The sequence below is a fragment of the Alloscardovia macacae genome (genome assembly GCF_002259705.1).
Lineage (GTDB): Bacteria > Actinomycetota > Actinomycetes > Actinomycetales > Bifidobacteriaceae > Alloscardovia > Alloscardovia macacae.
The window spans coordinates 78159-104003 of record NZ_MWWT01000005.1 but is presented as its reverse complement, the minus strand read 5'-3'; the positions used below and the strand labels follow the sequence as shown (position 1 = coordinate 104003).

Genomic DNA, 25845 nt, shown 5'->3' with positions numbered 1-25845 from the left:
TCGAGGTCCGCGTAGGACGCGGAAGCAACCGAGTAAAGCTTATTTCTCCACTCCTCGCGCGTGATCTGCGCCAGGAGGAGGAAGAATTGACCTTAGGCCTGGAACTCGGTCACAGGTGCAGCTGCCGGCTCTTCGTAGCCTGCAGACGCATCTGGACGCGTGCCTATGTTAAAGCCGAGATCATCAGTAGCGGATACCGGGTCGCTGTCCTCTTCCTTCATGTCGATGGCCACGCCTTCGGCGTTCAGCACTTCCACATTCAGGGACAGGGACTGCATTTCCTTAAGCAGAACCTTGAAGGATTCTGGGATACCAGCAGATGGCAGGTTATCACCCTTCACGATGGCGCCATACACGCGTACGCGGCCGTCCACGTCATCAGACTTCACGGTCATCATCTCATGCAGGGTATGTGCGGCACCGTATGCTTCCAGTGCCCACACTTCCATCTCACCGAAGCGCTGTCCACCGAACTGTGCCTTACCGCCCAGAGGCTGCTGAGTAATCATGGAGTATGGACCTGTGGAGCGCGCGTGGATCTTATCATCCACGAGGTGGTGCAGCTTCAGCATGTACATGTATCCCACGGAAATAGGCTTACCGAATGGTTCACCCGTGCGGCCGTCGAAGAGCTGAGCCTTACCGTTTGCGCCCACCATGTGGTCGCCGTCGCGGTTCGGCAGCGTGGTGGAGAGCAGACCGTTCAGGACGTCTGGCTTCACACCATCGAAGACTGGGGTAGCTACTGGAGTGCCAGGAGCACCCTTCTCAGCACCTTCTGGGATGTACTTCTTCCACTCTGCCTCCAGGTTAGGATCGAGGGAGATATCCCAGCCAGACTTCGCGATCCATCCGAGATGGAACTCGAGAACCTGACCCACGTTCATTCGCGAAGGCACACCCAGTGGGTTCAGCATGATGTCCACTGGAGTACCGTCTGCGAGGAACGGCATGTCTTCTTCTGGCAGAATGCGCGAGATGACACCCTTATTACCGTGGCGACCTGCGAGCTTATCACCCTGCGTGATCTTACGATGCTGAGCGATGTACACGCGAATCATGTGGTTTACGCCGGTAGGAAGCTCGTCGCCATCCTCTTCAGCATCTTCACGGCTGAGTTCCTTAATACCGATAACGGTACCAGTCTCACCGTGAGGTACGCGCAGCGAGGTGTCACGCACTTCGCGGCTCTTCTCACCGAAGATAGCACGCAGCAGGCGCTCTTCAGGAGTCAGCTCGGTCTCACCCTTCGGAGTGACCTTACCCACGAGGATGTCTCCTGGCTCTACCTCAGCACCGATGCGGATGATACCGCGGTCGTCGAGGTTCGCCAGAGCGTCTTCACCCACGTTTGGCAGGTCGCGCGTAATTTCTTCTGCACCGAGCTTCGTCTCACGGGCATCGATCTCATACTCTTCGATATGGATGGAGGACAGGGTGTCATCCTGGACGAGGCGCTGCGAGATGATGATAGCATCTTCGTAGTTATAGCCGTTCCATGGCATGAAAGCCACGAGCAGGTTCTTACCCAGTGCGAGCTCACCCTGGTCGGTCGCAGGACCGTCAGCCAGAACAGAGCCAGCTTCCACGCGGTCACCCTCATTTACGAGTGGGACCTGGTTATAGCAGGTGGTCTGGTTCGAGCGCTGGAACTTCACTATCTTGTAGGACGACTGCGTGCCGTCATCGTTCAGCGTGCGAATCATGTCACCGGAGACGTAGATAACCACGCCATCCTTCTCCGCCTTCACCACGTCACCCGAGTCCACAGCTGCACGCCACTCAGTACCAGTACCGACCAGTGGGCGCTCGGACTTGATCAGTGGCACAGCCTGACGCTGCATGTTCGCGCCCATAAGTGCGCGGTGACCCTCATCGTGCTCGAGGAATGGGATGAGCGAAGCACCCACGGAGACCATCTGACGAGGAGAGACGTCCATGTAATCCACCTGGGATACTGGCACATCCTCTGCTTCAGCATTCGCATCGCGGACGAGTGCTTCCTTCGTCAGGAAGCGGCCGTCTGCATCGAGCTTCTGGTTCGCCTGTGCGATGAAGTGCTCGGACTCCTGGTCTGCGGTCATGTAGACCACATCATTCGTCACCTGACCATCGACGACCTTACGGTATGGAGTCTCGATGAAGCCGAATGGGTTCACGCGACCGAAGGTAGCCAGCGAGCCGATCAGACCGATGTTTGGTCCTTCAGGAGACTCGATAGGGCACATACGGCCGAAGTGAGACTGGTGTACGTCTCGCACTTCCATGGATGCACGGTCACGGGACAGACCGCCAGGACCCAGAGCGGACAGACGACGCTTATTCGTCACGCCTGCCAGTGGGTTATTCTGATCCATGAACTGGGACAGCTGAGACGTTCCGAAGAACTCCTTAATCGCTGCAGCCACTGGACGGATGTTCAGCAGAGACTGTGGAGTGATGGCTTCAGCATCCTGAGTGGTCATGCGCTCACGAACCACGCGCTCCATACGGGACAGACCCGTACGCAGCTGGTTCTGAACGAGCTCACCGACCTGGCGGATACGGCGGTTACCGAAGTGATCGATATCATCCACATCCACGCGCAGTTCTACAGCTTCGCCGTTACGCATACCTGGGAAGGTAGCCGCACCAGAGTGCAGGCTCACGAGATACTTAATGGTGGCGATAATGTCTTCGCGAGACAGGGAGCGGTCGTTTACATCCGCTTCGAGGCCCAGCTTGTGATTTATCTTATAGCGCCCCACGCGCGCGAGGTCATAACGCTTCGTATTAAAGTAGAAGGAGTCCAGAAGATTACGTCCTGCATCTGCTGTAGCAGCGTCGTTCGGACGAATCTTGTGGTAGAGGTCCACGAGAGCGGCATCCTGGTCTACCGTGGTATCTTCCTGCAGAGCCTGCATGACCAGTGGGTAGTCCTTAAATGCTTCCGCTATCTCGGAATCCGTCATGCCGATGGCCTTCAGGAAGACGATGGCAGACTGCTTACGCTTACGGTCGATGCGTACGCCAAGGACGTCCTTCTTATCGATTTCGAACTCAAGCCATGCACCACGACTAGGGATTATCTTTGCGCCGAAGACTTCCTTATCAGAAGCCTGTACAGCCTGGCGGTCGAAGTACACACCAGGAGAACGCACGAGCTGAGAGACGATAACACGCTCCGTGCCACCGATGATGAACGTACCGTGAGGAGTCTGCAGTGGGAAGTCTCCCATGAAGACCGTCTGGGACTTGATTTCACCAGTGTCGTAGTTCGTGAATTCTGCGTTTACGTACAGAGGTGCAGAATAGGTATAATCCTTTTCCTTGCATTCCTGCACGCTGTGACGTGGATACTCGAAGTAAGGGTCAGAGAATGTCAGAGACATGGTCTGCGCGAAGTTCTCGATAGGCGAGATTTCGCTGAATACTTCTTCTAAGCCAGAAGTACGAGGAACGGTGAATGTGCCGTTCTTCTCATCTTCTGCGACACGTGCCTTCCAGCGTTCGTTACCGATCAGCCAGTCAAAGCTGTCTGTCTGTACGCCGAGGAGATCTGGCACTTCGATAGGCTCACGGATGGAGCCAAAGTTTACGCGGTCAGTAGCCTTACGCAGCTTGATATCATGCTCATCTGCGCGTGCTATTACTGCCGTCGCACTATTGCTATGTGTAGCAGCCAAGGGGAATTCCTTACCATTCGCTGTATAATATTTCCTAGTATCAGCGCGATGCTCGGAGCCGCTATATACACCTGCATCGTTCGCTGTGACGCCCATGCCCGCAATATGACACAAGTTTTAACTTAACCATTTTACGCAGGATTCATTCCGAAGTCAAGTTTTTTCGCCCGTTTTTCCGCTTTTTTACGCGGCGTGTCGCTTTTGCGCTTTCCTTCATACTTTCTGAATGTCCATTTTCGCTTGTCCTCCGCTGGAGTCATCAGCCACGACACCGGTAAAATTGACCATATGGCCGAACAGACTCACTCCCCACGCTGGCAGCGCACGCATGCCGCCATCCAGTACGCGTACACGCAGCTCATCCTCACCACATCTCCTGAACGCATCACCGTGGCAGAACTGACAGCACATGCACGCATCCACCGCAAGACGTTCTACCCGCACTACTCGAGCATCGAGGACGTCTATGCCGAATGCGTGCGCATCATCTCTGATGACATGACGAGCCATCTGACCGCACTGCCGAGACCGTTCGACTACTATGATCTCTCGCGCATTATGTTCGAGTACTATACCTCCACGCCCACCATCGAGCATATCTTTACGAGCCCACATACGCGGCGCATGGCAGACGACATCATCGCCCAGAACACGCTCATCAGCCGCAGCATCTATAACCCGTACCGAAACTTTACACCAGCCGAGCAGGAGCTTATAAACACCTTCGTCGTCTACTCCTCCGTGAACGTGTGGCGGCGCTGGGCACTGTCCGGAAAGAAAGTCCCCATGTCTCAAGCCATCACACTCCTCGGACGACTCATCGAGCACGGCATAGCAGACCTGCGCGCACCATACGAACCAGACCAGGATGCAGCCATCGCCACTTACTTCGCGCCGGCTACCCCATCGACCGCTCCTTCAGATTCAGACAGCAGCAGCGCGGGCTAGCGTTTCTGGTACTCTAGAATATCGCTATGAGAATAAAATCCCCGCGGCCCTTTCCGAAGTCACCCCTGAAGTCGTTCCCGAAATCAGCTGAACTTCTCCACCAGCTTCAGTCCGGCGATACCCTGAGCATACGCCGCAGCATCTTACTGGTCGTTCTGCTGTCCTTACCTACCATCGCAGCCCAGCTGTCTTACATCATTATGCAGTACATCGACGCTGCCATGGTGGGACACTTAAGCACCACAGCCTCGGCATCCATCGGGCTCATCTCCCCCGTAACGTGGCTGTTTAATGGACTGTGCACTGCGCTGACCGCAGGCTTCGCCGTCCAGATGGCACAGCGATTCGGCTCGCGCGACCAGAAGGCTGCACGAAGCATCATGAAGCAGGGTCTCATCGTGGGACTGCTCTTTTCTGGAGTGCTGGCCATCATTACCGTGGCGCTCGCCTTCGTTCTGCCGACATGGCTGGGCGGAGCGCCAGACGTGCGCGCGGGATCGACGGCATATCTCGCTATCTTCGGCGTGTCGCTTTTCGCTCTGCAGATGACCTCCATGGGAAGTTCCATGGTCCAGAGTTCGGGGAATATGAAGCTTCCGAGTCTCGTCAGCATCATCATGTGCATCTGCGACGTCTTTTTTAATTCTCTTCTCATCTTTCCTCCGACCACCTATTCTGTCCTTGGGCTTTTTTCCATGGCCTGGCCTGGCGCTAACCTCGGCGTGGCGGGAGCATCCCTCGGTACAGCGCTCGCCGAAGCTGTAGGGGCTGGCATCTATCTGTGGTTTATGCTGGTACATTCCACTGTTCTGCGCCGCCGCCGTGGAGAGCATCTGCGGTTTAGTCGTATCATCGTCATGACCGCGGTAAAAATCAGCACACCTGTGGCCATCGAAAACGCCGTGACGAATAGCGCTCAGGTGGTCAGCACGCGCATTATTTCTCCTCTGGGCACCACGGCTATCGCCGCAAATGCGTTCGCTGTGACCGCCGAGAGCATCTGCTATCAGCCAGGCTTCGGCATCGGTTCTGCTGCCACCACCATCGTGGGACAGTCCGTCGGCGCGAAGCAAAAGCGCATGGCACGGCGTTTCGTCTGGCTGTCCATCGCACTCGGCATGGCCACCATGACCACCGCTGGTATCCTCATGTTCATTTTCGCCCCTCAGATGATCAGCATGCTCTCCCCCGACCCTGTTATTCAGGATATGGGTGGCGCGGCGCTGCGCATAGGCGCTATCGCTGAGCCGTTCTTCGCGGCATCCATCGTCGCATCTGCAGCTTTGCGCGGTGCGGGAGATACGCTGGCGTCGAGTATTTTCACCGCGGGTACCATTTGGGCCATCCGCGTGCCGCTGTCCATTATCTTCTGCCCGTTCATGGGTATTAACGGGTACTGGCTGGCTTCAGTTATTCAGTGGTGGGTGTGCGGCGCGCTGTTCCTGTGGCGCGTGAAGAGCGAGGTGTGGCTGAAGCGTTTGGATACGCCACGCGGCCTGAAAAAATAAGCTTTCTGCTGCTTTTTCTGTCAATTCTTCCACCTCCTTCGCGGTCCTCTATTCGCTCTGAGCATAATCCTCCGCAGACGGCAAAAAGCTGTAATAAGATTACTTACATCACGATGTAATCGTTTCGGATACATCACGGAATTATTCTCTACAGTAAAGGAGTCCTCTCGTGGCTAACATCACTATCTTCGGTCAGGGTACCATGGGTAAGGCTATCGCCAGCATCTTCACCGATGGCGGTAACACCGTAAACTTCGTCGGTAAGGAAACCGACGCCGAGCTCAGCGACATCGTCGTACTGGCTACCCCATACGCAGCCGCAGAGTCCATCATCGCGAACTATAAGGATGCACTGAAGGGTAAGATCCTCGTCGATATCTCGAACCCGGTGGACTTCTCCACCATGGACAGCCAGGTCACTCCAGCTGACAGCTCTGCCGCTGAAGAGATCCAGAAGCTCGTTCCAGATACCACGGTAGTGAAGGCTTTTAACACCACCTTCGCCGCTACTCTCGCTTCGAAGAAGGTCGCAGATTCTGCTACCACCACCGTGCAAATCGCTTCGGATGACGAGGCAGCGAAGACTCGCCTCGCTGAGCTCATCCAGGCTGGTGGCCTGAAGACCATCGACGCTGGCGCTCTGAAGCGCTCTCGTGAACTCGAAGCATTCGGCTTTCTGCAGATCACTCTCGCTATCCGCGAGCAGATCACCTGGATGGGTGGCTTCGCAGCTCTGTAAAAATTTCTCTCTTTCTCACGTAAATGGGGGCAGGATAAATCCTGCCCCCATTCGCTGAGGGGTGAGACAGGCCGCACGACCCATCTCACCCCTCAGTTTTCTGCATCCCGCAGGCTAGAGCTTCTCGAGTTCTATGCCCTCCACACTCCCCACGAAGTTCGCTAGATCCTCCTTCGTCGGGAAGACGGACGTATTCTCGAGGATACGGTAGCAGACACTTCCCAGCTCCTCTCGGATAGCGGCACGCACCGTGTCACGGTCACGTTCCTCCAAAGTCTCCACGAGCTCCTCCCACTGTGGAGCAAACTCAGCTATCTCCTCAGGCACAGCATCATCGCCTCGTACGAGCGCCTCCTCCAGCACAGCGAGCTGTCCCACCAGACGCCCCGGCAGGATGAAAAGTCCCTGTGCTTCGATGAGCCCTATCGGCTCTTGCTTGACCGGATAGTACTGGGGATGCGCATGGAAGATGCCATCAGGATACTCGTCACTCACCGCGTTATTCCGGAAGATGAGACTCATCTCGTAGCCTCGGTCCGTCACGATGACACTTGGCGAGAGCGAGGACTGTCGAGCTCCCGACTCGTCATACGGGTGGATATGGAAGGCATCATTCTCATAGACTGCCCACGCAGCGCGCAGGAGTTCACTTACTTCGAGCACTTCTGAGCGCAGGCGTGAGACCACGCGCACGGCGCTTCCCGGCCAGTCGAGCACTTCGAGTGTCACATCCTCATATCCATCCACGCGGTATGCGCGCAGCACTCGAGCTGTGTGCATAGGGAGAAGCTGACCGCCACCCTGGTAGTGGTCATGCGCGAGAATGGATCCTCCTATGCGCGCGAGCGCAGCATTACACCCGATGAAGTATCCCGGGAATCGGTCCACGAAGTCGAGGAGATTCCCCATGGTCTCTTTATCCACCTTCATCGGCGTGTGCTGAGCGTTCACACAGATGCCATGCTGGTAGAAGTACCCGTATGGAGAGAACTGCCAGAACCAGTCGCGCCCACCGAGCTCCACAGGAATGGTGCGCAGCGTGCGCTTACCAGCACCACCCGCTCCCGCAAAGCCTTCATTCTCATGACAGATAACGCACTGGGGGTATCCCCCAGCTCCAGCGTTCCCCGCGGCAGCTTTTTTCATATTTTTAAACTCAGGCTTCGCCGTATTAATGGTCACCACGAGCCCATGGGATTCGAAGTGCGGATTCGTCTCCAGCTGCTTCCTGTGCACACTGCCGTTCGCCGCACACAGATCATACAGCCAGTTCATCGCATCGATGGACGAGTCTTCGCGCTCTATCTGCTCGAAGTACGCTGTCACGAGAGCTGGTGATGGACTGAGCACATTCAGCACACGGTCTGCAAAGCTCGCCACATCGTCCTCAGCCACGAGTCCCGCCTCGAGTGCATCACCCACCAGAGCGACGAGGGCCGACGACACGTCCATCTCCCCGGTCCCATCGAGGGCTCCAGAAGGGGAAAATTGACGTATATCCAGCAGCTCCATCAGCTGATTACGCGCATAATCCACATCAAGCGGATCAAGCTCGAGCTGATCTATAGCGCACTCGAGCAGCGCGTCGATGTCACGGCAGGCAGCATCACACGCGTTCTCCATCATGCCGTCTCCTCCATCACCGCACGTACAAGCGCATCAGCAGCTTCCTGCTGCTCTTCCATCTCGCGCACGAGCTGAATCTGCGTGCGAGCGCGCACGAGGTTATGCTCCGGATACTTCGTCGCGAAGTAGACGTCTCCAGCCAGATAATCAGCAAGGAAACGCATACCGCACTCGGCCGTCATGAGTTGACCAGAGAAAGCGAGAAGCTCCGCCTCCCGCTCGGTAATGTCCGCGCGCAGCGCTCCCACGAAACCGCGCGTATACGCCTCGAAAAGCTCGAGCGAGAAATGAACGAGGGACAGATCCTTCTCATCCTCGAGAGCTGTGGACGCGCCGAAACGAATGCAGTCGCCGAAATCGAAAAGCAGAGAGCCCGGCATGACCGTATCGAGGTCGATGATGGCACGTGGCTCATGCGTGGACGCGTCGAAAAGAATGTTATTCAGCTTCGTATCATTATGTGTCACGCGCAGCGGCAGCGCACCCGAGGCGAGCTCATCCATGACGATGCCGTAACGCTCGCGGCGCGCGAGGAAGAAGTCTATCTCCTCCTGCACACCCGCTGCACGTCCGAGCGGATCAGCCTCGAGAGCCGCACGGAACTGCTCGAAACGCGCCGGCGTGTCGTGGAAGTGTGCGATGGTTTCACTCAGCAGACCTGCGTCAAACTGCGCAAGATCCTTCTGGAAGACGCCGAATGCCTCGCCCGCCATACCGAAAACCTCTGGGCTCGGAGACTGATCATAGGACATCGTATCCTCGATGAAATCGTACACACGGAACGGTTCACCGCCGTCCTCTACATACGTGCGCCCATCGTGCGTGCGTACGAGGCTGAGCGTCCCTTTTCCGCGCTCCGCGAGGAAGCTCGTGACGAGCTCGATGTTCCGCATAAGATTTTCCGTATCCGGGAAGATGCTCGTGTTCATGCACTGGAGGATATAGCGCCGCGCGCTCGTGACCACGAGATACGTGACGTTTATATGCCCACTTCCGTACGGCTCCACGCTGAGCACGTCCCCCTCGAGCGCGAACTGCGCGAGCACGCTGCGTAGCGTCTCCTGTGAGATTTCTGAATGATTCGACATCGTACGTCTCCTTTTTCTTCTGCTTGTCTCAATTTTCGCCCGGTGGCGGCGAGTCATCTGTGTCTCGCCGCCACCGCGCTTCATCTATCCGCGTCTCACCGCGCCTACTCGTGTCTCCACACCATAGCGCTCGGTTCGAGTTCGAAGCTCTCCACCGTACCATCAGCCCGGCGCACATCCGTGGCCTGCGCGCGGTCGGTGTTATTAATCACACAGAAGAGCTTCGCCTCTGGATAGTGCGCTACTTCGCACTCCGGATTCGTGGAGCTCCACGCGTCATACTTCTCCTCATTATGGCTTGCATAGAAGAGCACACGCTCGAGCAGACGAGCATTCAGTGCGCAGTATGGCAGGCCCGAGATGTACACTCCGCGACCAGCGCCATATTCGTTCGCCACCAGCTGCACTTCTCCCCCGCGAGCACTGAGCACCGTCACGCCTTCATGGATAGGATACGTGTTTAAAATAGGCTCGCCGAAGTCTATCTCATAGTCTTCTGGAACATCACGCGTGATGAAGTGCTCGCTGCGCGGCGTCGTCTGAGGGAAGTACTTATCCACACTGAGCGTATGGAAGCGTTCTTCATCTACACCGAGCACATCAGCCAGCTGGAAGAAGCGCCCCTGACGGTTCACCGAGGATGGTTCACCCACGCCCACGAAGGCACCACCAGCGCGTACCCATGCGCGGATGATTTCCACGAGGCGAGGATTCTCCCACACGTCTCCACCCGAGAAAGCAGTATCCACTGGACCGCCGTTAATAAGCACGTCGATATCCTCGTCGATGCCATGCTCGAGGATATCCTCGAAGCTGATGAAGCGCACGTTCACACGCATGCCCGAGAGCGCTTCGAGAATGCCATAGTACGAATGCGTCTGCTTATTTGGCAGAGCATGCGCCACAGTGAAGGCCATCCATGAGCGCTGCGCGCCCCAGCAGTTCACGAGAGCTACCGTCAGAGCTGGCTCAGCAGCAGCACCGTTCGTATACTCGTGGAGCGTGCGGAATTCGTCTGCGATGTGTGTGACGGTATCCACAAACTTCGGGAACTTATTCGCCAGAGACAGGTAGCCGCCATATCCCATGCGCGAGATAGGGCTCCTCAGGATAGCGCGGCGCGCCTTACGCCAGTTATCCAGCCCCTCGATGCTCGGATCATTCCCCTCATAGAAGGTATCCGGGAAGAAGTACGGCAGGAAGCGTCCTTCTGTATAACGCACGCCTGGGATATCCGCTATCATGCGCAGCGTGGTTCCATCTCCCACCGACCCCACGACGGCGTCGAGCTCGAGCTCCTCGAAGCCCTTCTTATACGGCTCGGTTCCTATCCACTGGTCGCCCAGGAACATCATGGCTTCTTTTCCATGCGCATGCGTATCCTGAACGAGACGCTTCACATTCGCACGCACGAAGGTGGTCAGGAAGTCATTCCAGTCACGCTGAGGCTTGCGCGGGATACGCCACGCAGAGTTATAGCTGCCCATGTCTATGAAGTCTTCTGGACGCAGACGGTAACCATACTGTGCCTCGAAGTCGTCCAGAGCCTTCGGAGAGACAGTGCACGCCGAGCCAAACCAGTCCACCACCTTTTCCCGGTGCTTGTTATCGAAGAGCAGCGTGAACTGGTAGAAGAAGGTGGTAAAGCGCACCACATCCGTCTGCGGATTATCCTTAAGCCACTGATGGAAAGTCTCGAAGACGAATTCGCGCGTCTTCTCATGGTAGATGTCGAATGGAATCTCGTGTTCCTTATCCCCCCAATCATTCGTGAGGTGATTATACATCTCCACCGGATCCCAGATAATGTACGCGAGGAAGGACACCGTGTATTCATGCATCGGCGTGACCTCATCCACGTGCACCGTGCCATCCTCCACGTTCACGCTCCACAGCTCCGGCGCCACGACTTCGCCCGTCGTGCGGTCGATGACTTCCCAGTAGCGGTGCGGATCCACGTCATAGTTCACGCTGAGCTGCTCCTCGTAGAAGCTTTCCATAAGCGCGATATCCACGCTCGTGCTTTCCGCGAGGATACGGTTCGTCAGCAGGTAGACTTGCGGTGTTTCGTCCATATGCAGGCTGATCCACTCGTTATGGGCACGCGTCGGGAAGTACGCGCTGTATATCTTCTTTCCGAGTGCGAGAACGTCCGCGTCTAGGTGCGTGCCGTCACTGTTTCGTACGGCATCTGCTCCCCAGAGTTCTGCCAATTCTCCCGTCTCCTTCGCGTAGTTCTCCTCGCTCGGGATAGTAAAGCGACCTGTGGTAGTCATGTATATCTCCTTTATATAAAATTCCTTATTCCTTCACTGCACCAGCCGAAAGTCCCGACTGCCAGTAGCGCTGCAGTCCCAGGAAGAGCACGATGAGCGGAAGCACGCCGAGCAGCGCACCCATCATGAGCGCACCCTTTTCGTTAAAGGTAGCGAGAGATGCCATACCGTACAGCCCCAGTGTGATAGGCTTCAGGCTTTCATCCGTGAGCATCATCAGCGGCAGAAGGAAGTTATTCCAGGCCCCTACGAAGAGGAAGAGGAAGATGGTCACCATAGCTGGCGAGAGCAGGCGCAGAACCATCGTAAAGAAGATACGCGCCTCGCCTGCTCCATCGATGCGTGCAGCTTCGAGCAGCTCATTCGGTACAGAGCTCTGCGCATATACGCGCCCGAGGAAGAAGCCAAACGGTGAAACAGAGCATGGAATGATGACTGAGAGTACCGTATTCGTTAAGTGCAGAGAGTGGAAGATGGAGTACTGTGGAATGGTCAGGAGAGCCGCTGGCATGAGCATGCACCCCATGACGATGCCTATGGCCACGCCCTTCCCCCTAAAGTCGAACTTCGCGGTAGCATATCCCGCCATCACCGCGATGACCGTCCCCACTGCTGCTGAAACTCCTGAATAAATAAAGGAGTTCAGCACCCACTGCCAGAAACGGTTCTGTGTCCAGCCGAGCAAGGATGCATAATTCTTCGCCACGGCATTCGCTATCTCTCCCGGACCCACAGCGAACCATAGTCCGTTCGTACTCACGAGTTCTGACGGACTCTTCGTCGAGGCTATTACTGCCCAGTAGATAGGGAAAAGGAAGTACAGCAGAGCGAAGACGAGGATAATCCAGGTCAGTCCCACCACTGGCTTCGACGGCTGCATAGAGCGCGGAAGGTCATGAGCCGCCTTCGCACGAATGCGTTCTGCCTTACGGCGAGCACGGGCCTGCTCACGAGCGCGCTGCTTATCTGTCATCTGTGCATTCTGTACGGTACTCATGATTCATTCACCTTTCGTTCCGCCATAATGTAGACCATAGCGAGAAGTCCAGCGATTATAGCCATCACTATAGCTATAGCCGAAGCCGGCCCATCCCCGCTCGGAGTGATACTTCCCTGCGAAGTGTTCAGTGCCATCATCATCGGCGTGTAGGATTTCGAGATACCCGGGTCGGCTATCTGCATGATCTGCGGCTCGTTAAAGAGCTGTATGGTGCCCACGATGGACAGCAGCATGGCCAGAAGCGCAGCACCGCGTACGCTCGGAAGCTTCACCTGCATGGCTATCTGGAAGCCATTCGCTCCATCGATGCGTGCAGCCTCATACAGGTCATGTGGAATGGCCTGAAGCGCCGCGAGGAAGATGAGCATGTTATATCCTGTGTACGTCCAGGTGGTGATGTTCGCCATAGACAGCAGGACGATGTTCCCTGAGTAGAAGTTCACGGGAATGCCCAGAGCTGCCAGCCCCTTCGCGATAGGAGAAATCTGCCCGTTATACAGATAGACCCAGATGAGGGACGCCACGACTCCTGGTATAGCGAAAGGCAGGAAGTAACCGAGCCTAAAGCCCGTCACGTGCTTCACGATGTATGAGTCGATAAGCATGGCCAGAGCCAGTGCCGAGATAATCATAAAAGGCACCTGGATGACAGTGTAAAGAACCACGCGTCCCACACCCGTCCAGAATTTATCCGACGTAGCAGCGTAAATGAAGTTATCGAGTCCGACGAATTTATGAACGAGCTCACCTCCACCGTAAGCTCCACCGCCTTCGGATATCTCACGGAAGAAGCTCGAGTAAATAGCCCAGCCTATAGGCAGGATAAAGACGAAACTAAACAGGACGGCGAATGGCGTCATAAATGCCCATCCTGTGATGTTCTGGCGCTTGGTAGAGAAGCCACGCACCTTTTTCTGTGTATGTTTTTGTGCGGTCATGATGATTTACCTCACAAGGGGAAAATACTGGTATATATACTCTGCATCGAAGCACGTCCACGTGCTTCAGTATGTCTCATGTGGAAAAAGCCCGTAGACTCTTCTCGAGCGAGGAGTATATCTCTCCTGCTGGCCCTGGGGCACTGAGAGGGTCTACGGGCTTTTGACTTATGGAGTATGTGCGCGCTCAGCGCACTGCTTACTCAGCGACGGACAGCTTCAGGTTCTTCAGCGTGTCCACAGATGTGGTCTGAGCCACGGAGAAGATGTCTGCTACCTTACCAGAGCCATCTGCAGCCTTCGCAGCAGTCTCCTTCATAGCAGCACCGACAGCCGAGTAGCCTGGGATGAAGTTAAAGTCGCCCATGTTATTATTCGCAGCGACGAGCTCCTTCATCACATCCTGGCCACCGTAGAACTTCGACCATGCATCTGGAGTCTTCGCGGTAGCAGTAGTAGCCGAGACGATGAGACCCTGCGTAGTGAGGTCTTCCACCTGAGTGTTAAACCAGTCGAGGAACTTCATGGCTTCCGCCTTATGCTTCGTGCCCTTCAGAGCTACGACACCAGAACCACCGTCTGGACCAGTCTTACCCTTGTTACCGAACCAGTCACCCAGCTGAGCTACCTTCCAGGTGCTCTCGCCACCACCAGCGGAATCCATGATGAGTGGAGCTTCCCATGCAGCACCTACAGTACCGATGAGCTTACCATCCTTCAGAGCTGCATCGAAGCTCGGCTCCCAGCGAGGATTCACGAAAGCGCTCTTCGCATCGATCATCTTCTGGAAGACATCTGCCACAGCCTTCGAACCATCCGTGTTCGTGTTCACGTTCCACTTATCGCTCTTGACGGTATACCATGGCGAGGATGCACCAGCAAGACCAGTGAGCATGTTACCGGCTTCATCAGCCTGGAAAGACATGATGTACTTTCCAGCAGCAGCTGCCTTCTGCGCGGATGCGAGAAGCTCATCCTGAGTCTTCGGCACATCGATGCCCAGCTCCTTGAATGCAGCTTCGTTATAGTAGTACACCAGTGGACCGCCATCCTGTGGCAGACCGAAGGTCTTACCATTCAGCTGCATGAGGCTGTATGCACCAGCAGAGAAGTCCTTCTTATACTGGTCCGCTTCTGCAGTCACGTCTTCGAGGACACCCTTCGTGAATGCTTCTGGCACTTCTGCATAGCCGAGCTGTGCGAGATCTGGAGCCGTACCAGCCTTCACATCTGCTTCGAGCTTCTTCATCATGTTCGACGCTTCGCCGGCATACTTCGTAGCCTTCACCTGAATGTTCGGGTTCGCAGCGTTCCACTTCTTCACGATTTCATCTACCTTCGTCATGCCTTCCTTATCTGGCAGACGGTGCAGATACGTGATTTCTACCTTCTCATCCTTAGAACCACTGGAAGAGGATGCGGACGTAGATCCGCAGCCTGCCAGAGCCAGAGCCATGACTGCCAGTGATGCTACACCTGCGACGAGGTGCTTTCCTCTTGTGTTCATTCCTTTCCCTCCTTCGGGACGGTAGCCGCGCCCTCGCGACGACTTGTGTATGACTATACCATAGAAAAAAATAATTTGTCAAGGTGTCGAACAATTATCCTTTTCTTCTAGTCTTTTCACCAAAAATGGAGTAAACTAGAGTACATATCGCGGAGAAATCTCGCGCCGTCTGCGAATTTCTCCACACACCGTACGAACTTACCTTATCTGCCGGCGTATTCAGCGTGTGCAGACCCTACAGAAAGCAAGGACGATGACGACCTATTACTTTTCGACGCTGCATGGGAATGACTCCTCAGCTGGAACACATCACGACACGCCGTGGTCTTCTCTATCCCAGATCACCGGCGTGTCGCTCCAGCCAGGAGATGCCATCCTCCTCGAGCGCGGAAGTGACTTTACAGGTCAGTTCCTGCACTTATCTGGCGTGGCAGGAACGAGCGACACGCCGGTCATCATCTCAGAGTACGGAGACCCAGACCTTCCTCTGCCGCGCATCGACGCACGTGGAGATGGCATCTGGTTCGAAAACTACGGAGCACCCATCGGTGGCGCTCCTCATAAGTACTGTGGAAATGTCTCCACCACTCTCCTGCTGAAAGACTGCAGCTACATCGAGATAAGTCTCCTCGACATAGCGAATTCCTGCGAGCCGACAGACGGCCGCCCCTATAACGCCATCGAGGCCATGGACCGCACGGGCATAGCTCTTATAGCTCAGGATGGTGGCACCATGCGCCACGTGCACATCGACCGGGTTCATGTCCATGACGTGGAGGGGAATGTCTATAACAAACACATGGCAAACGGCGGCATCTACGCCATAGCCCACTTCCCGAGCGATCCAGACACTGTCCTGACAAACATCGCGCGCTTCGATGACATCCGCATCACCCACTGCACTGTCCAGCGCACACGTCGCTGGGGCATAGCCGTGGGATATACCGCATATCTGAATTACATCGACCACGGCGAGCGCGACGCCGCTACAAGTCAGTGGACGAATGTGTTTGATTATGGTGATGGACGAATGGACCACGAAACTCTTCAGACGTATGGCGCGACGAACGTACGGATAGAAGAGAACGTGGTAGAAGACGCGGGCGGAGATGCCATCACCGTCATGTACTGCGACACGCCGTATATCCGCGCGAACGTCTCGAGACGTGCCGCGCGAGACATCTGTGACACTGTCTATACCGCCACTCAGAACGATAAAGTAGCAGCCGCCATCTGGCCGTGGCGATGTAAGGACGCTCTCTTTGAATATAACGAAGCGTACGACACGCTGAATGCGGACTGCGGAAATGGCGACGGCCAGGCGTGGGACGCGGATTTCGGCGACGGCACTGTATACCGCTATAACTACTCCTCCGGAAATTCAGGGGGAACTGTAATGTTTTGCAATGAAAAAGCAGTGAACTCGCAGTTCTATCATAACGTGGCCTACCATGACCATGTGGGAGCCATAGATATACCGCGAAATCCAGATGCGTACGTCCACCATAACGTATTCATTCTGGCGGACGACTGCGAGCCTTTACGCACCCACCGTGCTGACGGCGTGGCGCGCATCGAGGAGAATATTTTTGTCAACGACGCCCGAATGCCCTATGATTACCTGTGGCACCCGGACGGTTCGGACATCACCTGGTCTCGTAACCGATTCCAGGGTTTTATAAGTAAACCAGACGAAGAGGGTAATTATGAAAGAAGATGACGTTCTTCTGCGCGAAGCCGCAGAAGAGGGTGCTTTGGTCGGCCCGCCTGGTATGGGCGAGCTACACTCCACTGGCACTTCTGCCAGCGCGAATGGCTTCGGCTTCTCCTCCGTCCTCGAGACGGAAGGCATGAAGGCCGATCCTACGGATGTGCGTATTAATAACCGCATAGCCATCTTTAACATCCTGTTCCCGCATGGGGCACTCTCCCGCGCACAGGTGAGCCGCCGCATAGGCCTTTCGCGCGCATCGGTGTCGGAAGTGGTAGCTTCCATGATCGACGAGCACATTCTCACAGAGAATGGTCGAAGCACGGAAAGCGTGCCAGGACGGCGCGGTAAGCGCGGCACCCAGATAGAGATAGATACAAACTACTGGAACATCATCTCGCTGGACCTGTCTCAGGAGTTTGTCATCCAGGGTGTCGTTTCGAATCTCGCTGGTCAGATTCTCGCACGCGCCGAGATATCCATAGCCTCTCCGAAGGATGTAGATGTGGATATCGTGGTCGAGCTGTGCCGCAAAGTCATCAGTAAGGCTCCAGGAAAGATATTTGGCATAGGCATCGCTGTGCCCGGCGTGGTAGACAGTACAGGCACTGTCATCGACTCGCGTAACCTCGACTGGAATAACGTGCCGCTGGCGAGCATTATTCAGGAGACCTTTAACCTGCCGTGCACCGTCGATAATGACGCTAACTGCGCACTGCTCGCCGAACGTTTCTTCGGCGACGGCGAGCCGAACCTCATCTTCATCCAGATATCGATGGGCATCGGAGCGGGCGTCCTCATTAATGGCAGCATCGTCTCCGGCACGAATAACGCTGCAGGTGAGATAGGTCACACGATTATCGACGATGACGACACGCCGTGCGTCTGCGGCAAGCACGGCTGTCTCGAGGCCTCGCTGTGCGTGCCTGCACTACGCGCGCGTTTCGGCGATCTTTCCGCCGGGGATACGGATGGGCGCTCCGATATACTGCGCGACGCGGGTGAAAAGCTCGGAAAAGCGCTGTCCATGTCCGTGAGCCTGCTCGATGTGACGGACATCGCCATCTACGGCCCGGCAGACATCGTGAACGACACGCTCATCGACCGCGCATCCGAGGTAGTGAACGAACGCACCATGTCCGTAGTACAGCCGCGCCCTGTCCGCGTACGGCGCTGCGAGTTCGGCGATAACATCGTTATGCAGGGCGAGACGACGTGCGTTCTACAGCACGTTCTGCGCGCCATTTAGTCGTGTGCTGGGCTGTGAGTTGATGTCAATTTTCTCGCGACTCGCCGTATGCCTCCTCCATGGACTTTTTCGTGAGGGTATGGCATAATAGTCGAGTTGCTTATAAAGCGACGTGGATGATTGTCCGAGCGGTCGAAGGAGCACGACTCGAAATCGTGTGAGGCTAAACACCTCCAAGGGTTCAAATCCCTTATCATCCGCCACAAAAAATGTCTCAGAAGTACATACTTCTGAGACATTTTTCTTACTCTTCTAAAGTCCTCACAGCACGAATAGCATCAGCCCGCTGAGCCAGGAGTGCATCCGACGGATAGTTCACCCGCTCGAGGGTGAGTCCACACGCTGGAGCTGGCCCAGTAAGACCTTCGCGCTGCGGATGTGCCACTTTCTCGTGGAACCAGGATACGGTCTTCTTTCCTCGCCCCACGGCTATGCTGGCACCCACGAGCGAGCGCACCATGTTTCGAGCAAAGGCATCTGCGATGATAGTAAACGTGAGCAGTCCTGACTCCGCAGCCCGAATGCCATATGCCACACCTGCACCAGACGACGGAGCAGCCCCTACAGCCTGAGTGGCACTCGCCTGAGCTCCCCCACCATACACGCCGTCCGGGGTCAGCAGCATATCGGGAACACGCTGCCACGCAGCATACTTCACCTCGCGAATGGTGGTGCCCCCAGGATTTGGCAGAGCGAACGATCCGAAATCATGTAATCCCACAGTGGAACTCACAGCCTCATTCATGGCGTGTACATCCAGCTCATCATCCACTCGCAGCACCATCCGAGCCAGACGCGGATCTCGCTGTGCGCTAGCATCTGCTACTCGATACACATACACCCTGTCAGAAGCCGAAAAACGCGCGTCAAAACCCTCAGGAGCAGGTTCCAGAGAAAATATACTCATATCCCCTGGAACGACGCGAGACACACGCCTAAAGAGCGCCTCAGAGGCACTTACCCCTGTCATGTGTCCTATGGCGCGCTCGAGAACCTCTTCCGCCACATCGACATGGCAGACCTGCCCCACTGCATGCACACCCGCGTCTGTACGGCCAGCCACAGTGACCTGAACCTCCTCAGGAGAAAGGCGTAGTATCTTCGCGAGGCCAGCCTCCAGCTCACCCTGAACAGTGCGCTGGCCAGTCTGGCGAGCCCATCCATGAAATTCCGTGCCATCGTAGGCGAGATCTATCCTCAGTCGCATAATACGTTCATTCTAGCGTAGGAGGCTTACTGTGCCACATCTCGAGGAGTAACCGCCGTACACGCACGAATTGACAGATAAAAAGAAAGTCCGCATCCCGTGCCTTTCAGCACGAAACGCGGACTAACTAAGCGTACGAAACGCTACGAGCAGAAACTACTCAGCAGCTTCTTCCGTAGCTGGAGCTTCCTCTACAGGAGCCTCTTCTACTGGAGCAGCTTCTTCAGCCTTCTCCTCGGCTACCTTTACTGCAGCTTCCGCTTCCTTTACAGCAGCCTTCTTCGGGGATACTGGTTCGGTCACGAGCTCGATGATAGCCATAGCAGCGTTATCACCCTGACGTGGAGCTATCTTCACGATGCGGGTGTAGCCGCCCTCGCGCTGTTCCATCTGCTCAGCGATAACGGTGAACAGAGCGTGAACGACGGACTTGTTACGGATCACGCGCATCACACGACGGCGAGAGTGCAGGTCACCACGCTTTGCGAGCGTGATGAGGCGCTCTGCGAGTGGACGCAGACGCTTTGCCTTAGGCAAAGTGGTGGTGATACGACCGTTCTGGAACAGGCTGGTAGCCATGTTCGCCAGCATAAGGCGCTCGTGTGCTGGGCTAGAAGCCAGACGTGGGCCCTTCTTTGGTCTTGGCATGTTATTCTCCTTATCCGGCACAGGTGGGCATACGCCCGAACATCCGTGCTGGGTTTACATTTACGACGGTGAATTCTTCTTTCCTGAATTCGACGACGCCAGCGATGCACCCGCCGTCCTGCTTTTGCATGCTCATGCACAGAGCAGGACGAGCGAAGCGCGAGGCTTACATATCGTCTGGAGTGAAGAAAGTGCCACCTTCGAGATCTACTGGGTTAAAGCCGAGCGGCGAAGCCTTCAGGGAAAGACCTCGAGCTTCGAGCTTTTCCTTCACTTCATCGATGGACTTCATACCGAAATTACGAATGTCAAGCAGATCCTGCTCCGTGCGCTTGACGAGCTCGCCTACAGTGTGAATACCTTCACGCTTGAGGCAGTTATACGAGCGCTGTGTCAGGTTCAGATCCTCGATAGGAATCTCGAGTTCTGGGTTTGCTTCCTCTACGACAGGAGCAGAACCCACCTCGATACCTTCAGCTTCCACATTCAGCTCGCGAGCCAAGCCGAAGAGCTCTACCAGAGTGGAGCCTGCGGATGCTACAGCGTCGCGAGGAGTGATAGCCTGCTTGGTTTCGACGTCGAGGATGAGCTTATCAAAGTCGGTACGCTGATCCACACGGGTAGCCTCGACCTTGTAGCTGACCTTGAGCACTGGAGAGTAGATGGAATCGACTGGAATACGGCCAATCTCATCGCCTTCCTGCTTGTTCATCTGAGCTGGTACGTAACCGCGACCACGCTCTACAGTGAACTCGATCTCCAGTTCGCCATCTTCTGCGAGAGTCGCGATGTGCAAATCTGGATTAGCGACGACGACGCCAGAGACTGGGGTGATGTCACCCGCAGTCACTTCGCCCTCACCCTGCTTATGCAGGTAGATGGCTACTGGCTCATCGTATTCACTCGTGAGCACAATCCCCTTAATATTCAGGAGGATCTCGGTGACGTCTTCCTTTACGCCTGGCAGAGTGGTGAACTCGTGAAGCGCGCCGGAGATACGCACCGATGTCACTGCAGCACCAGGAATGGAGCTCAGAAGCGTACGACGCAGCGAGTTACCCAGCGTGTAGCCAAATCCTGGCTCCAGCGGAGTAAAGGTGAAGCGTGAACGCTGAGGATTTACTACTTCCTCTGTCAGTGACGGACGTTGTGCGATAAGCACCTTCGTATCCTTTCAGCTTAAGATCAGTGTGCACTTCCTGATCTTCGCGGGTTGGACTAATAATGGTCTGTCTTGTGCTCAGACGCGGCGGCGCTTTGGTGGGCGCACACCGTTATGTGCCTGTGGGGTGACGTCGGAGATAGAACCGACTTCGAGACCCGCAGACTGGAGGGAACGGATAGCGGTTTCGCGACCGGAACCTGGACCCTTAACGAATACATCTACCTTCTTCACGCCGTGCTCCTGTGCCTTACGAGCAGCAGCTTCAGCTGCCATACCTGCTGCGTAAGGGGTGGACTTACGGGAGCCCTTGAAGCCTACGTCACCACCGGAAGCCCAGGAGATTACTGCTCCGGATGGGTCCGTGATGGAGATGATAGTGTTATTGAATGTGGACTTAATGTGCGCTTGGCCGACTGGAACCGACTTGCGGTCCTTACGACGAGGCTTGCGCGTGGCCTGCTTTGCAGCTGCCATGAGAGACCCTCATTTCCTTATAGCTATTAATTCTTAGCGCTACGTATCTTTCAGCGATGCATGCCCGTGAGCACGCGTGGCTCAAAGGTCTTACTTCGTAGCCTTCTTCTTTCCAGCAACCGTGCGCTTTGGACCCTTACGAGTACGTGCGTTAGTCTTGGTACGCTGGCCGCGCACTGGGAGGTGACGGCGGTGACGCATACCCTGGTACGAATTAATCTGAATCTTACGACGAATATCTGCATCGATTTCGCGACGCAGGTCACCCTCGATCTTATAGTTTGCTTCGATGTAGTCACGAAGCTGGATGAGCTGTTCGTCCGTGAGGTCCTTTACACGAATGTCTGGAGAGATACCAGTAGCTTCGAGTGTCTCCTTAGCGCGAGTGCGTCCCACACCAAAGATATAGGTGAGAGCGATCTCGATGCGCTTCTCATTAGGGATGTCGACTCCGGCAAGACGTGCCATCTTCGAATTCCTTTTCTGTTCAACGGGGGTCGTGCACTAAATCTTCCACGGGATGTGGCTCAAGCCTCCGTACTTGAGGTTCAGAAGTGGTTTCTTCGTGTCGAGGAAACTTTTCTGTGATTTAGCGCCTAATGGTGGTCGCTGAGACCTGTAACTCCTAGCCCTGACGCTGCTTGTGGCGTGGGTTAGCGTTGCAGATTACCATTACGCGACCGTGGCGGCGAATCACGCGGCACGAGTCGCAGATACGCTTTACACTTGGGCTAACCTTCATGGGTTTTTCCTTTACTTGTAACGGTATGTAATACGACCGCGAGTCAGGTCGTATGGGCTCATCTCGAGCACCACGCGGTCCTGCGGAAGGATACGTATGTAATTCTTACGCATCTTTCCAGAGATCGTAGCCAAAACGATATGCTTGTTCTCTAACTCGACACGGAACATAGCATTCGGCAAAGCCTCTACTACCTGTCCTTCGACTTCGATAACACCGTCTTTAGCCATGGGCCTCTTTTCTCGCTAGATTACTAGAGCATTTTCTTATGAAAACACACCAACTCATAAGAATAGCAGAATGCGCGGACGAGCGTGTTCCTCTCTCCGCGCATTCTGCATGTTCTTTTCGTAAGGTCAATTCTACCTCACCTAGATGACGACTCTATCGGAACGTTTAGCGTCCGCCAAAGCTTCCGCCTCCAGCACCGAAACCTCCGCCACCGAAGGATCCACCACCCGAGCCAAAGCTTCCGCTACCCGACCCGCCGGACGATGGGTTCGTCATAGCCGTGTGCAGATCCGACTGGAAAGAGTTCAGAGAGGAGTTAAAGGAGTCCATAAAGCCATCGAAGCTCGAGAAGTCTGGCGAAACTGCGAAGTTCGGCTGTACGCCTCCTGACAGAGTACCCGTATCTACCTCGCTGTCACTACCGAAACCATACCCGTATCCATATCCTGGGTACCATGGCATCCACATCCAGTGCATCGGAGAGTACGAAAGGGCTCCGATTCCCGCATCCTCGAGCTCGTCTCCTGGCGTGCTCAGCACCGTCGTTCGCATGGCATCTGCTACTTTCTGACTCATGCCGAAAGCCGCAGCATACACGAGATAGCGATCCCACAGAATCATATCCTCGATACCGCGGTCGCTGAAGTCACTAAAATCATCGAGGTAGCGAGCAAGCCCGTGGACCTGTCCGACGAGTTCATCCTCAGTATCGGTGAGCACGACATTCGAACCGTAGGATGCAGTGAACCCTGCAGCAAATGCGACCAGCACAGCAGCGATGAGGGACACCGCGAAGTACGAAGTCTGCATACCGAATGCGCCCACAGCCAGTACATAGAACACACTGAGAAGGAGTGGGAGCCCATGCATGGTGAATGGATTCTTCGCTAAGCCCAGAACAGTAAACTCTCTGGAGATACTCCCATACATGTTCTGCACATGCTCTGCTCGTGTCTTATCATACTGCTTCGAGACTTTTCGAATATCCTGGTCGCTGATGACACGTGTCCCTCGCTTCTGAGAGATGTCCTGCAGCACGGTGAGCAGCGTGCGCTCCGAGTCACTGAGATAATGCGCATCGGTGAAACCGTACTCGAAGGATTCTTCGGAGAGGATATACGTGATGGAGGCGTGTTTCTTCGTCACAGCCTCTTCCATCTTCTCGCGAATCATGAGCGCTTCTGAATTCCCCGTGTTCGTACTTCCACCGCGTGTAGCATCTTCGAGGAGTGCGGAGATATATTCTTCTGATGCATGGTCCAGTGTTCCCGACCTATACTTCTTCGCCGCTCCTGGAAGAATGTACAGCGCTTTTTTCGAGAGCAAAGACAGCATGGTGGCACTGAGAGCCCGCTGAGTGACGCTCTCCTTCTTCGGGTTTTCACCCTGAAGAACTGCATAAAGCTGTGCTGCAGCTGCTGGAGATAGCGGTACAGACTCACGGAAGTACTCGAGAGGTCCCGTATAGCGCGTGCGCCGCCTCGTAGAGAATGCACCTGTGATAAGCCAGAGTATAAGAAGTACTCCGAGAACGAGAGCCGCGAGCATGACGATGATGCGTGTACGCGCCTGCTGCCTGAGTGTATCCTGCCACTGGTTTAAGCGCTGGCGTTCATCATTCTGGATATCTGCCACGCTTAGCGAAGAGTCCTGCCGCATTATCTGTGAGGCATAGTCTGCATTCGAGCTCTTCTCGAGAAGAATAAAGGATACGTAAGCTCCTGCAGGAATGCGGTCTGCACTAAACTGCATAACCTGCTCCGAGGTCTTCCTCGTCTGCCCGTTTCCTTCGTAATGCATCCAGGTCCAGTTCTCGCTGGCATCGTCAGGATAGGTAATCGTTCCCTCGAGATGGCGGATAGGAATCTCATTATCCGTGGCTACCGGATACCACGCAGCATACACGCCATCCTTGAGTGCCTTCGCCACGTTCTTCCATGTCATGGAGATGGTAAAGGTCTGTGTACTCTCATCCGTGACGGGGATATTCCATCCGAGCTCCACGCGCGTGGTCTGGCTGCGCTGGTTCGAGACAGCCAGAGCAGAAGACTGCGTGATATCCTCATTATTCTCCGTATTTCTCAGATACCATGTCTTCGCAGCCTGAGCATCCCAGTTTTCCACAGGAATCTTTTCCGTATCTGTGTCGGCGAAACTGGCACGCGTATAGTTCTCCCCTGTCGTATCATTTTTTACGGAGATGTCCTCGATGTTCGTGAGCTGATCACTGGAGAGAGTATATGCCTGAAAGAGCTGACGCCACGGACGGTCACGGTCGCGCATCTGAACCGTCACTGTCTGAGTGATGTGCATGTCCCCATTATCTTTAAGCTGCGCATCATACTTCAGAGCACTGTAGGACAGGTCGCCATCCTGATCATTCATATACTGAATGAATCCGAAAATAAAAGGCACGCCCACTGCCACGACGAGCGCCGTGACGAGCCCCACCATGAGGGCATGCATCTTCTTTTTCATATCTCTCTCCCTGTATCAGCTACACGCTCTTAGAACTGAACCTGAGGAACCGTGCGCTCCGTTTCAGAAGCTTCGAAGAACTGAGCCTTTTCGAAGTGGAAGAGACCAGCGATGATATTCGTAGGGAACATCTCTACAGCATTATTCAGCTTCAGGACCACATCGTTATAGAACTGACGAGCATATGCTATCTTCGACTCAAGCTCCTTGAGCTGATTCTGCAGGTCGATAAAGTTCGCATTTGCCTTCAGCTCTGGGTACGCTTCAGCTACGGCGAGAACATTCACAATTGCCTTATCCAGAGCGCCTTCCGCCTGAATACGGTCTGCTACACTCCCCGAGCTCGCTGCAGACTGTGCAGCTGCACGTGCCTGAGTGACAGCAGTAAAGACAGACGACTCGTGACTCGCATATCCTTTCACGGTATTCACGAGATTCGGGATGAGATCCGAGCGCTGCTTGAGCTGAACATCGATCTGAGACCAGCCATTTGCGACACGGTTCCGTAGTGCCACAAGAGAGTTATATGCACTAGCTACCCACAGTGCGATGAGGACTATGACGACGAGGGCTATGAGCCACGGTATAAAAGTAGTATTCATAATGCCATTATACAGGCAGAGAAATAAAAAATGGGAGGGGCTT

At 55.1% G+C, this 25845-nt stretch carries 21 protein-coding genes and 1 tRNA gene; 6 read left to right on the top strand and 16 right to left on the bottom strand.

The window, feature by feature from the left end; genetic code table 11:
* Positions 1 to 92 precede the first annotated feature (92 nt).
* Positions 93 to 3665 (bottom strand): DNA-directed RNA polymerase subunit beta, encoded by a 3573-nt coding sequence (rpoB, locus tag ALMA_RS03320; RefSeq protein WP_094726357.1) that lies wholly within the window; start codon positions 3663 to 3665, stop codon positions 93 to 95.
* 288 nt (positions 3666 to 3953) lie between these two features.
* Here rpoB and ALMA_RS03315 point away from each other — a divergent pair, with 288 nt between their 5' ends.
* The 3 genes from ALMA_RS03315 to ALMA_RS03305 all read left to right on the top strand — a co-directional run bounded on the left by ALMA_RS03315 (position 3954) and on the right by ALMA_RS03305 (position 6860).
* Positions 3954 to 4613 carry a TetR/AcrR family transcriptional regulator gene (locus ALMA_RS03315; protein WP_094726356.1) on the top strand — a complete coding sequence of 220 codons (660 nt, stop codon included), beginning with the start codon at positions 3954 to 3956 and terminating at the stop codon, positions 4611 to 4613.
* A 26-nt stretch (positions 4614 to 4639) separates the two neighbouring features.
* A complete protein-coding gene (locus tag ALMA_RS03310) occupies positions 4640 to 6121 on the top strand; it encodes an MATE family efflux transporter (RefSeq protein ID WP_094726355.1) in 1482 nt (493 codons plus the stop codon).
* Positions 6122 to 6290: 169 nt separating this feature from the next.
* Positions 6291 to 6860 carry an NADPH-dependent F420 reductase gene (locus tag ALMA_RS03305; RefSeq protein WP_086107032.1) on the top strand — a complete coding sequence of 190 codons (570 nt, stop codon included), beginning with the start codon at positions 6291 to 6293 and terminating at the stop codon, positions 6858 to 6860.
* Positions 6861 to 6974: 114 nt separating this feature from the next.
* Here the strand turns inward: ALMA_RS03305 and ALMA_RS03300 are convergent, their stop codons facing one another.
* From ALMA_RS03300 to ALMA_RS03275, 6 genes are all read right to left on the bottom strand, one after another.
* Positions 6975 to 8483 (bottom strand): galactose-1-phosphate uridylyltransferase, encoded by a 1509-nt coding sequence (locus tag ALMA_RS03300; RefSeq protein WP_094726629.1) that lies wholly within the window; start codon positions 8481 to 8483, stop codon positions 6975 to 6977.
* On the bottom strand, positions 8483 to 9574 hold the full coding sequence (locus ALMA_RS03295) for a phosphotransferase enzyme family protein (RefSeq protein ID WP_094726354.1): 1092 nt from the start codon (positions 9572 to 9574) through the stop codon (positions 8483 to 8485). The genes ALMA_RS03300 and ALMA_RS03295 overlap by 1 nt, the downstream gene beginning before the upstream one ends.
* A 104-nt stretch (positions 9575 to 9678) precedes the next feature.
* On the bottom strand, positions 9679 to 11850 hold the full coding sequence (gene gnpA, locus ALMA_RS03290) for a 1,3-beta-galactosyl-N-acetylhexosamine phosphorylase (protein WP_094726353.1): 2172 nt from the start codon (positions 11848 to 11850) through the stop codon (positions 9679 to 9681).
* 25 nt (positions 11851 to 11875) lie between these two features.
* Positions 11876 to 12847: a carbohydrate ABC transporter permease gene (locus tag ALMA_RS03285; RefSeq protein ID WP_086107029.1), complete on the bottom strand. Its 972-nt coding sequence runs from the start codon at positions 12845 to 12847 to the stop codon at positions 11876 to 11878.
* Positions 12844 to 13788 (bottom strand): carbohydrate ABC transporter permease, encoded by a 945-nt coding sequence (locus tag ALMA_RS03280; RefSeq protein WP_094726352.1) that lies wholly within the window; start codon positions 13786 to 13788, stop codon positions 12844 to 12846. Before ALMA_RS03280 ends, ALMA_RS03285 begins: the two co-directional genes overlap by 4 nt.
* Before the next feature lie 199 nt (positions 13789 to 13987).
* Complete coding sequence (locus tag ALMA_RS03275; protein ID WP_094726351.1) at positions 13988 to 15295, bottom strand: ABC transporter substrate-binding protein; 1308 nt, start codon at positions 15293 to 15295, stop codon at positions 13988 to 13990.
* Positions 15296 to 15548: 253 nt separating this feature from the next.
* Here ALMA_RS03275 and ALMA_RS03270 point away from each other — a divergent pair, with 253 nt between their 5' ends.
* From ALMA_RS03270 to ALMA_RS03260, 3 genes are all read left to right on the top strand, one after another.
* Positions 15549 to 17015 carry a glycosyltransferase family protein gene (locus tag ALMA_RS03270; protein ID WP_094726350.1) on the top strand — a complete coding sequence of 489 codons (1467 nt, stop codon included), beginning with the start codon at positions 15549 to 15551 and terminating at the stop codon, positions 17013 to 17015.
* Positions 17002 to 18255 carry an ROK family protein gene (locus ALMA_RS03265; protein ID WP_094726349.1) on the top strand — a complete coding sequence of 418 codons (1254 nt, stop codon included), beginning with the start codon at positions 17002 to 17004 and terminating at the stop codon, positions 18253 to 18255. Before ALMA_RS03270 ends, ALMA_RS03265 begins: the two co-directional genes overlap by 14 nt.
* 114 nt (positions 18256 to 18369) lie before the next feature.
* A tRNA-Ser gene (locus ALMA_RS03260) sits at positions 18370 to 18458 on the top strand.
* A gap of 41 nt (positions 18459 to 18499) precedes the next feature.
* On the opposite strand, the gene ALMA_RS03255 is transcribed toward ALMA_RS03260, so the two are convergent.
* From ALMA_RS03255 to ALMA_RS03215, 9 genes are all read right to left on the bottom strand, one after another.
* Positions 18500 to 19465: a tRNA pseudouridine synthase A gene (locus ALMA_RS03255; protein WP_211278336.1), complete on the bottom strand. Its 966-nt coding sequence runs from the start codon at positions 19463 to 19465 to the stop codon at positions 18500 to 18502.
* 153 nt (positions 19466 to 19618) lie between these two features.
* Positions 19619 to 20110: a 50S ribosomal protein L17 gene (rplQ, locus tag ALMA_RS03250; RefSeq protein WP_086106522.1), complete on the bottom strand. Its 492-nt coding sequence runs from the start codon at positions 20108 to 20110 to the stop codon at positions 19619 to 19621.
* A gap of 166 nt (positions 20111 to 20276) precedes the next feature.
* Positions 20277 to 21272, bottom strand: a complete 996-nt coding sequence (locus ALMA_RS03245) for a DNA-directed RNA polymerase subunit alpha (protein WP_086106523.1) — start codon at positions 21270 to 21272, stop codon at positions 20277 to 20279.
* Positions 21273 to 21350: 78 nt separating this feature from the next.
* Complete coding sequence (gene rpsK / locus ALMA_RS03240) at positions 21351 to 21749, bottom strand: 30S ribosomal protein S11 (RefSeq protein ID WP_018143440.1); 399 nt, start codon at positions 21747 to 21749, stop codon at positions 21351 to 21353.
* A 90-nt stretch (positions 21750 to 21839) separates the two neighbouring features.
* Complete coding sequence (rpsM, locus tag ALMA_RS03235; RefSeq protein WP_086106524.1) at positions 21840 to 22217, bottom strand: 30S ribosomal protein S13; 378 nt, start codon at positions 22215 to 22217, stop codon at positions 21840 to 21842.
* Between the two features lie 157 nt (positions 22218 to 22374).
* Positions 22375 to 22491 carry a 50S ribosomal protein L36 gene (gene rpmJ, locus ALMA_RS03230; protein ID WP_021618597.1) on the bottom strand — a complete coding sequence of 39 codons (117 nt, stop codon included), beginning with the start codon at positions 22489 to 22491 and terminating at the stop codon, positions 22375 to 22377.
* Positions 22492 to 22502: 11 nt separating this feature from the next.
* Positions 22503 to 22721, bottom strand: coding sequence for a translation initiation factor IF-1 (gene infA / locus ALMA_RS03225; protein WP_003827269.1), 219 nt, complete (start codon positions 22719 to 22721; stop codon positions 22503 to 22505).
* Between the two features lie 166 nt (positions 22722 to 22887).
* Positions 22888 to 25200 (bottom strand): DUF2207 domain-containing protein, encoded by a 2313-nt coding sequence (locus ALMA_RS03220; RefSeq protein ID WP_094726347.1) that lies wholly within the window; start codon positions 25198 to 25200, stop codon positions 22888 to 22890.
* A gap of 29 nt (positions 25201 to 25229) precedes the next feature.
* Positions 25230 to 25802: a LemA family protein gene (locus ALMA_RS03215; protein ID WP_094726346.1), complete on the bottom strand. Its 573-nt coding sequence runs from the start codon at positions 25800 to 25802 to the stop codon at positions 25230 to 25232.
* Between the last annotated feature and the right edge of the window lie 43 nt (positions 25803 to 25845).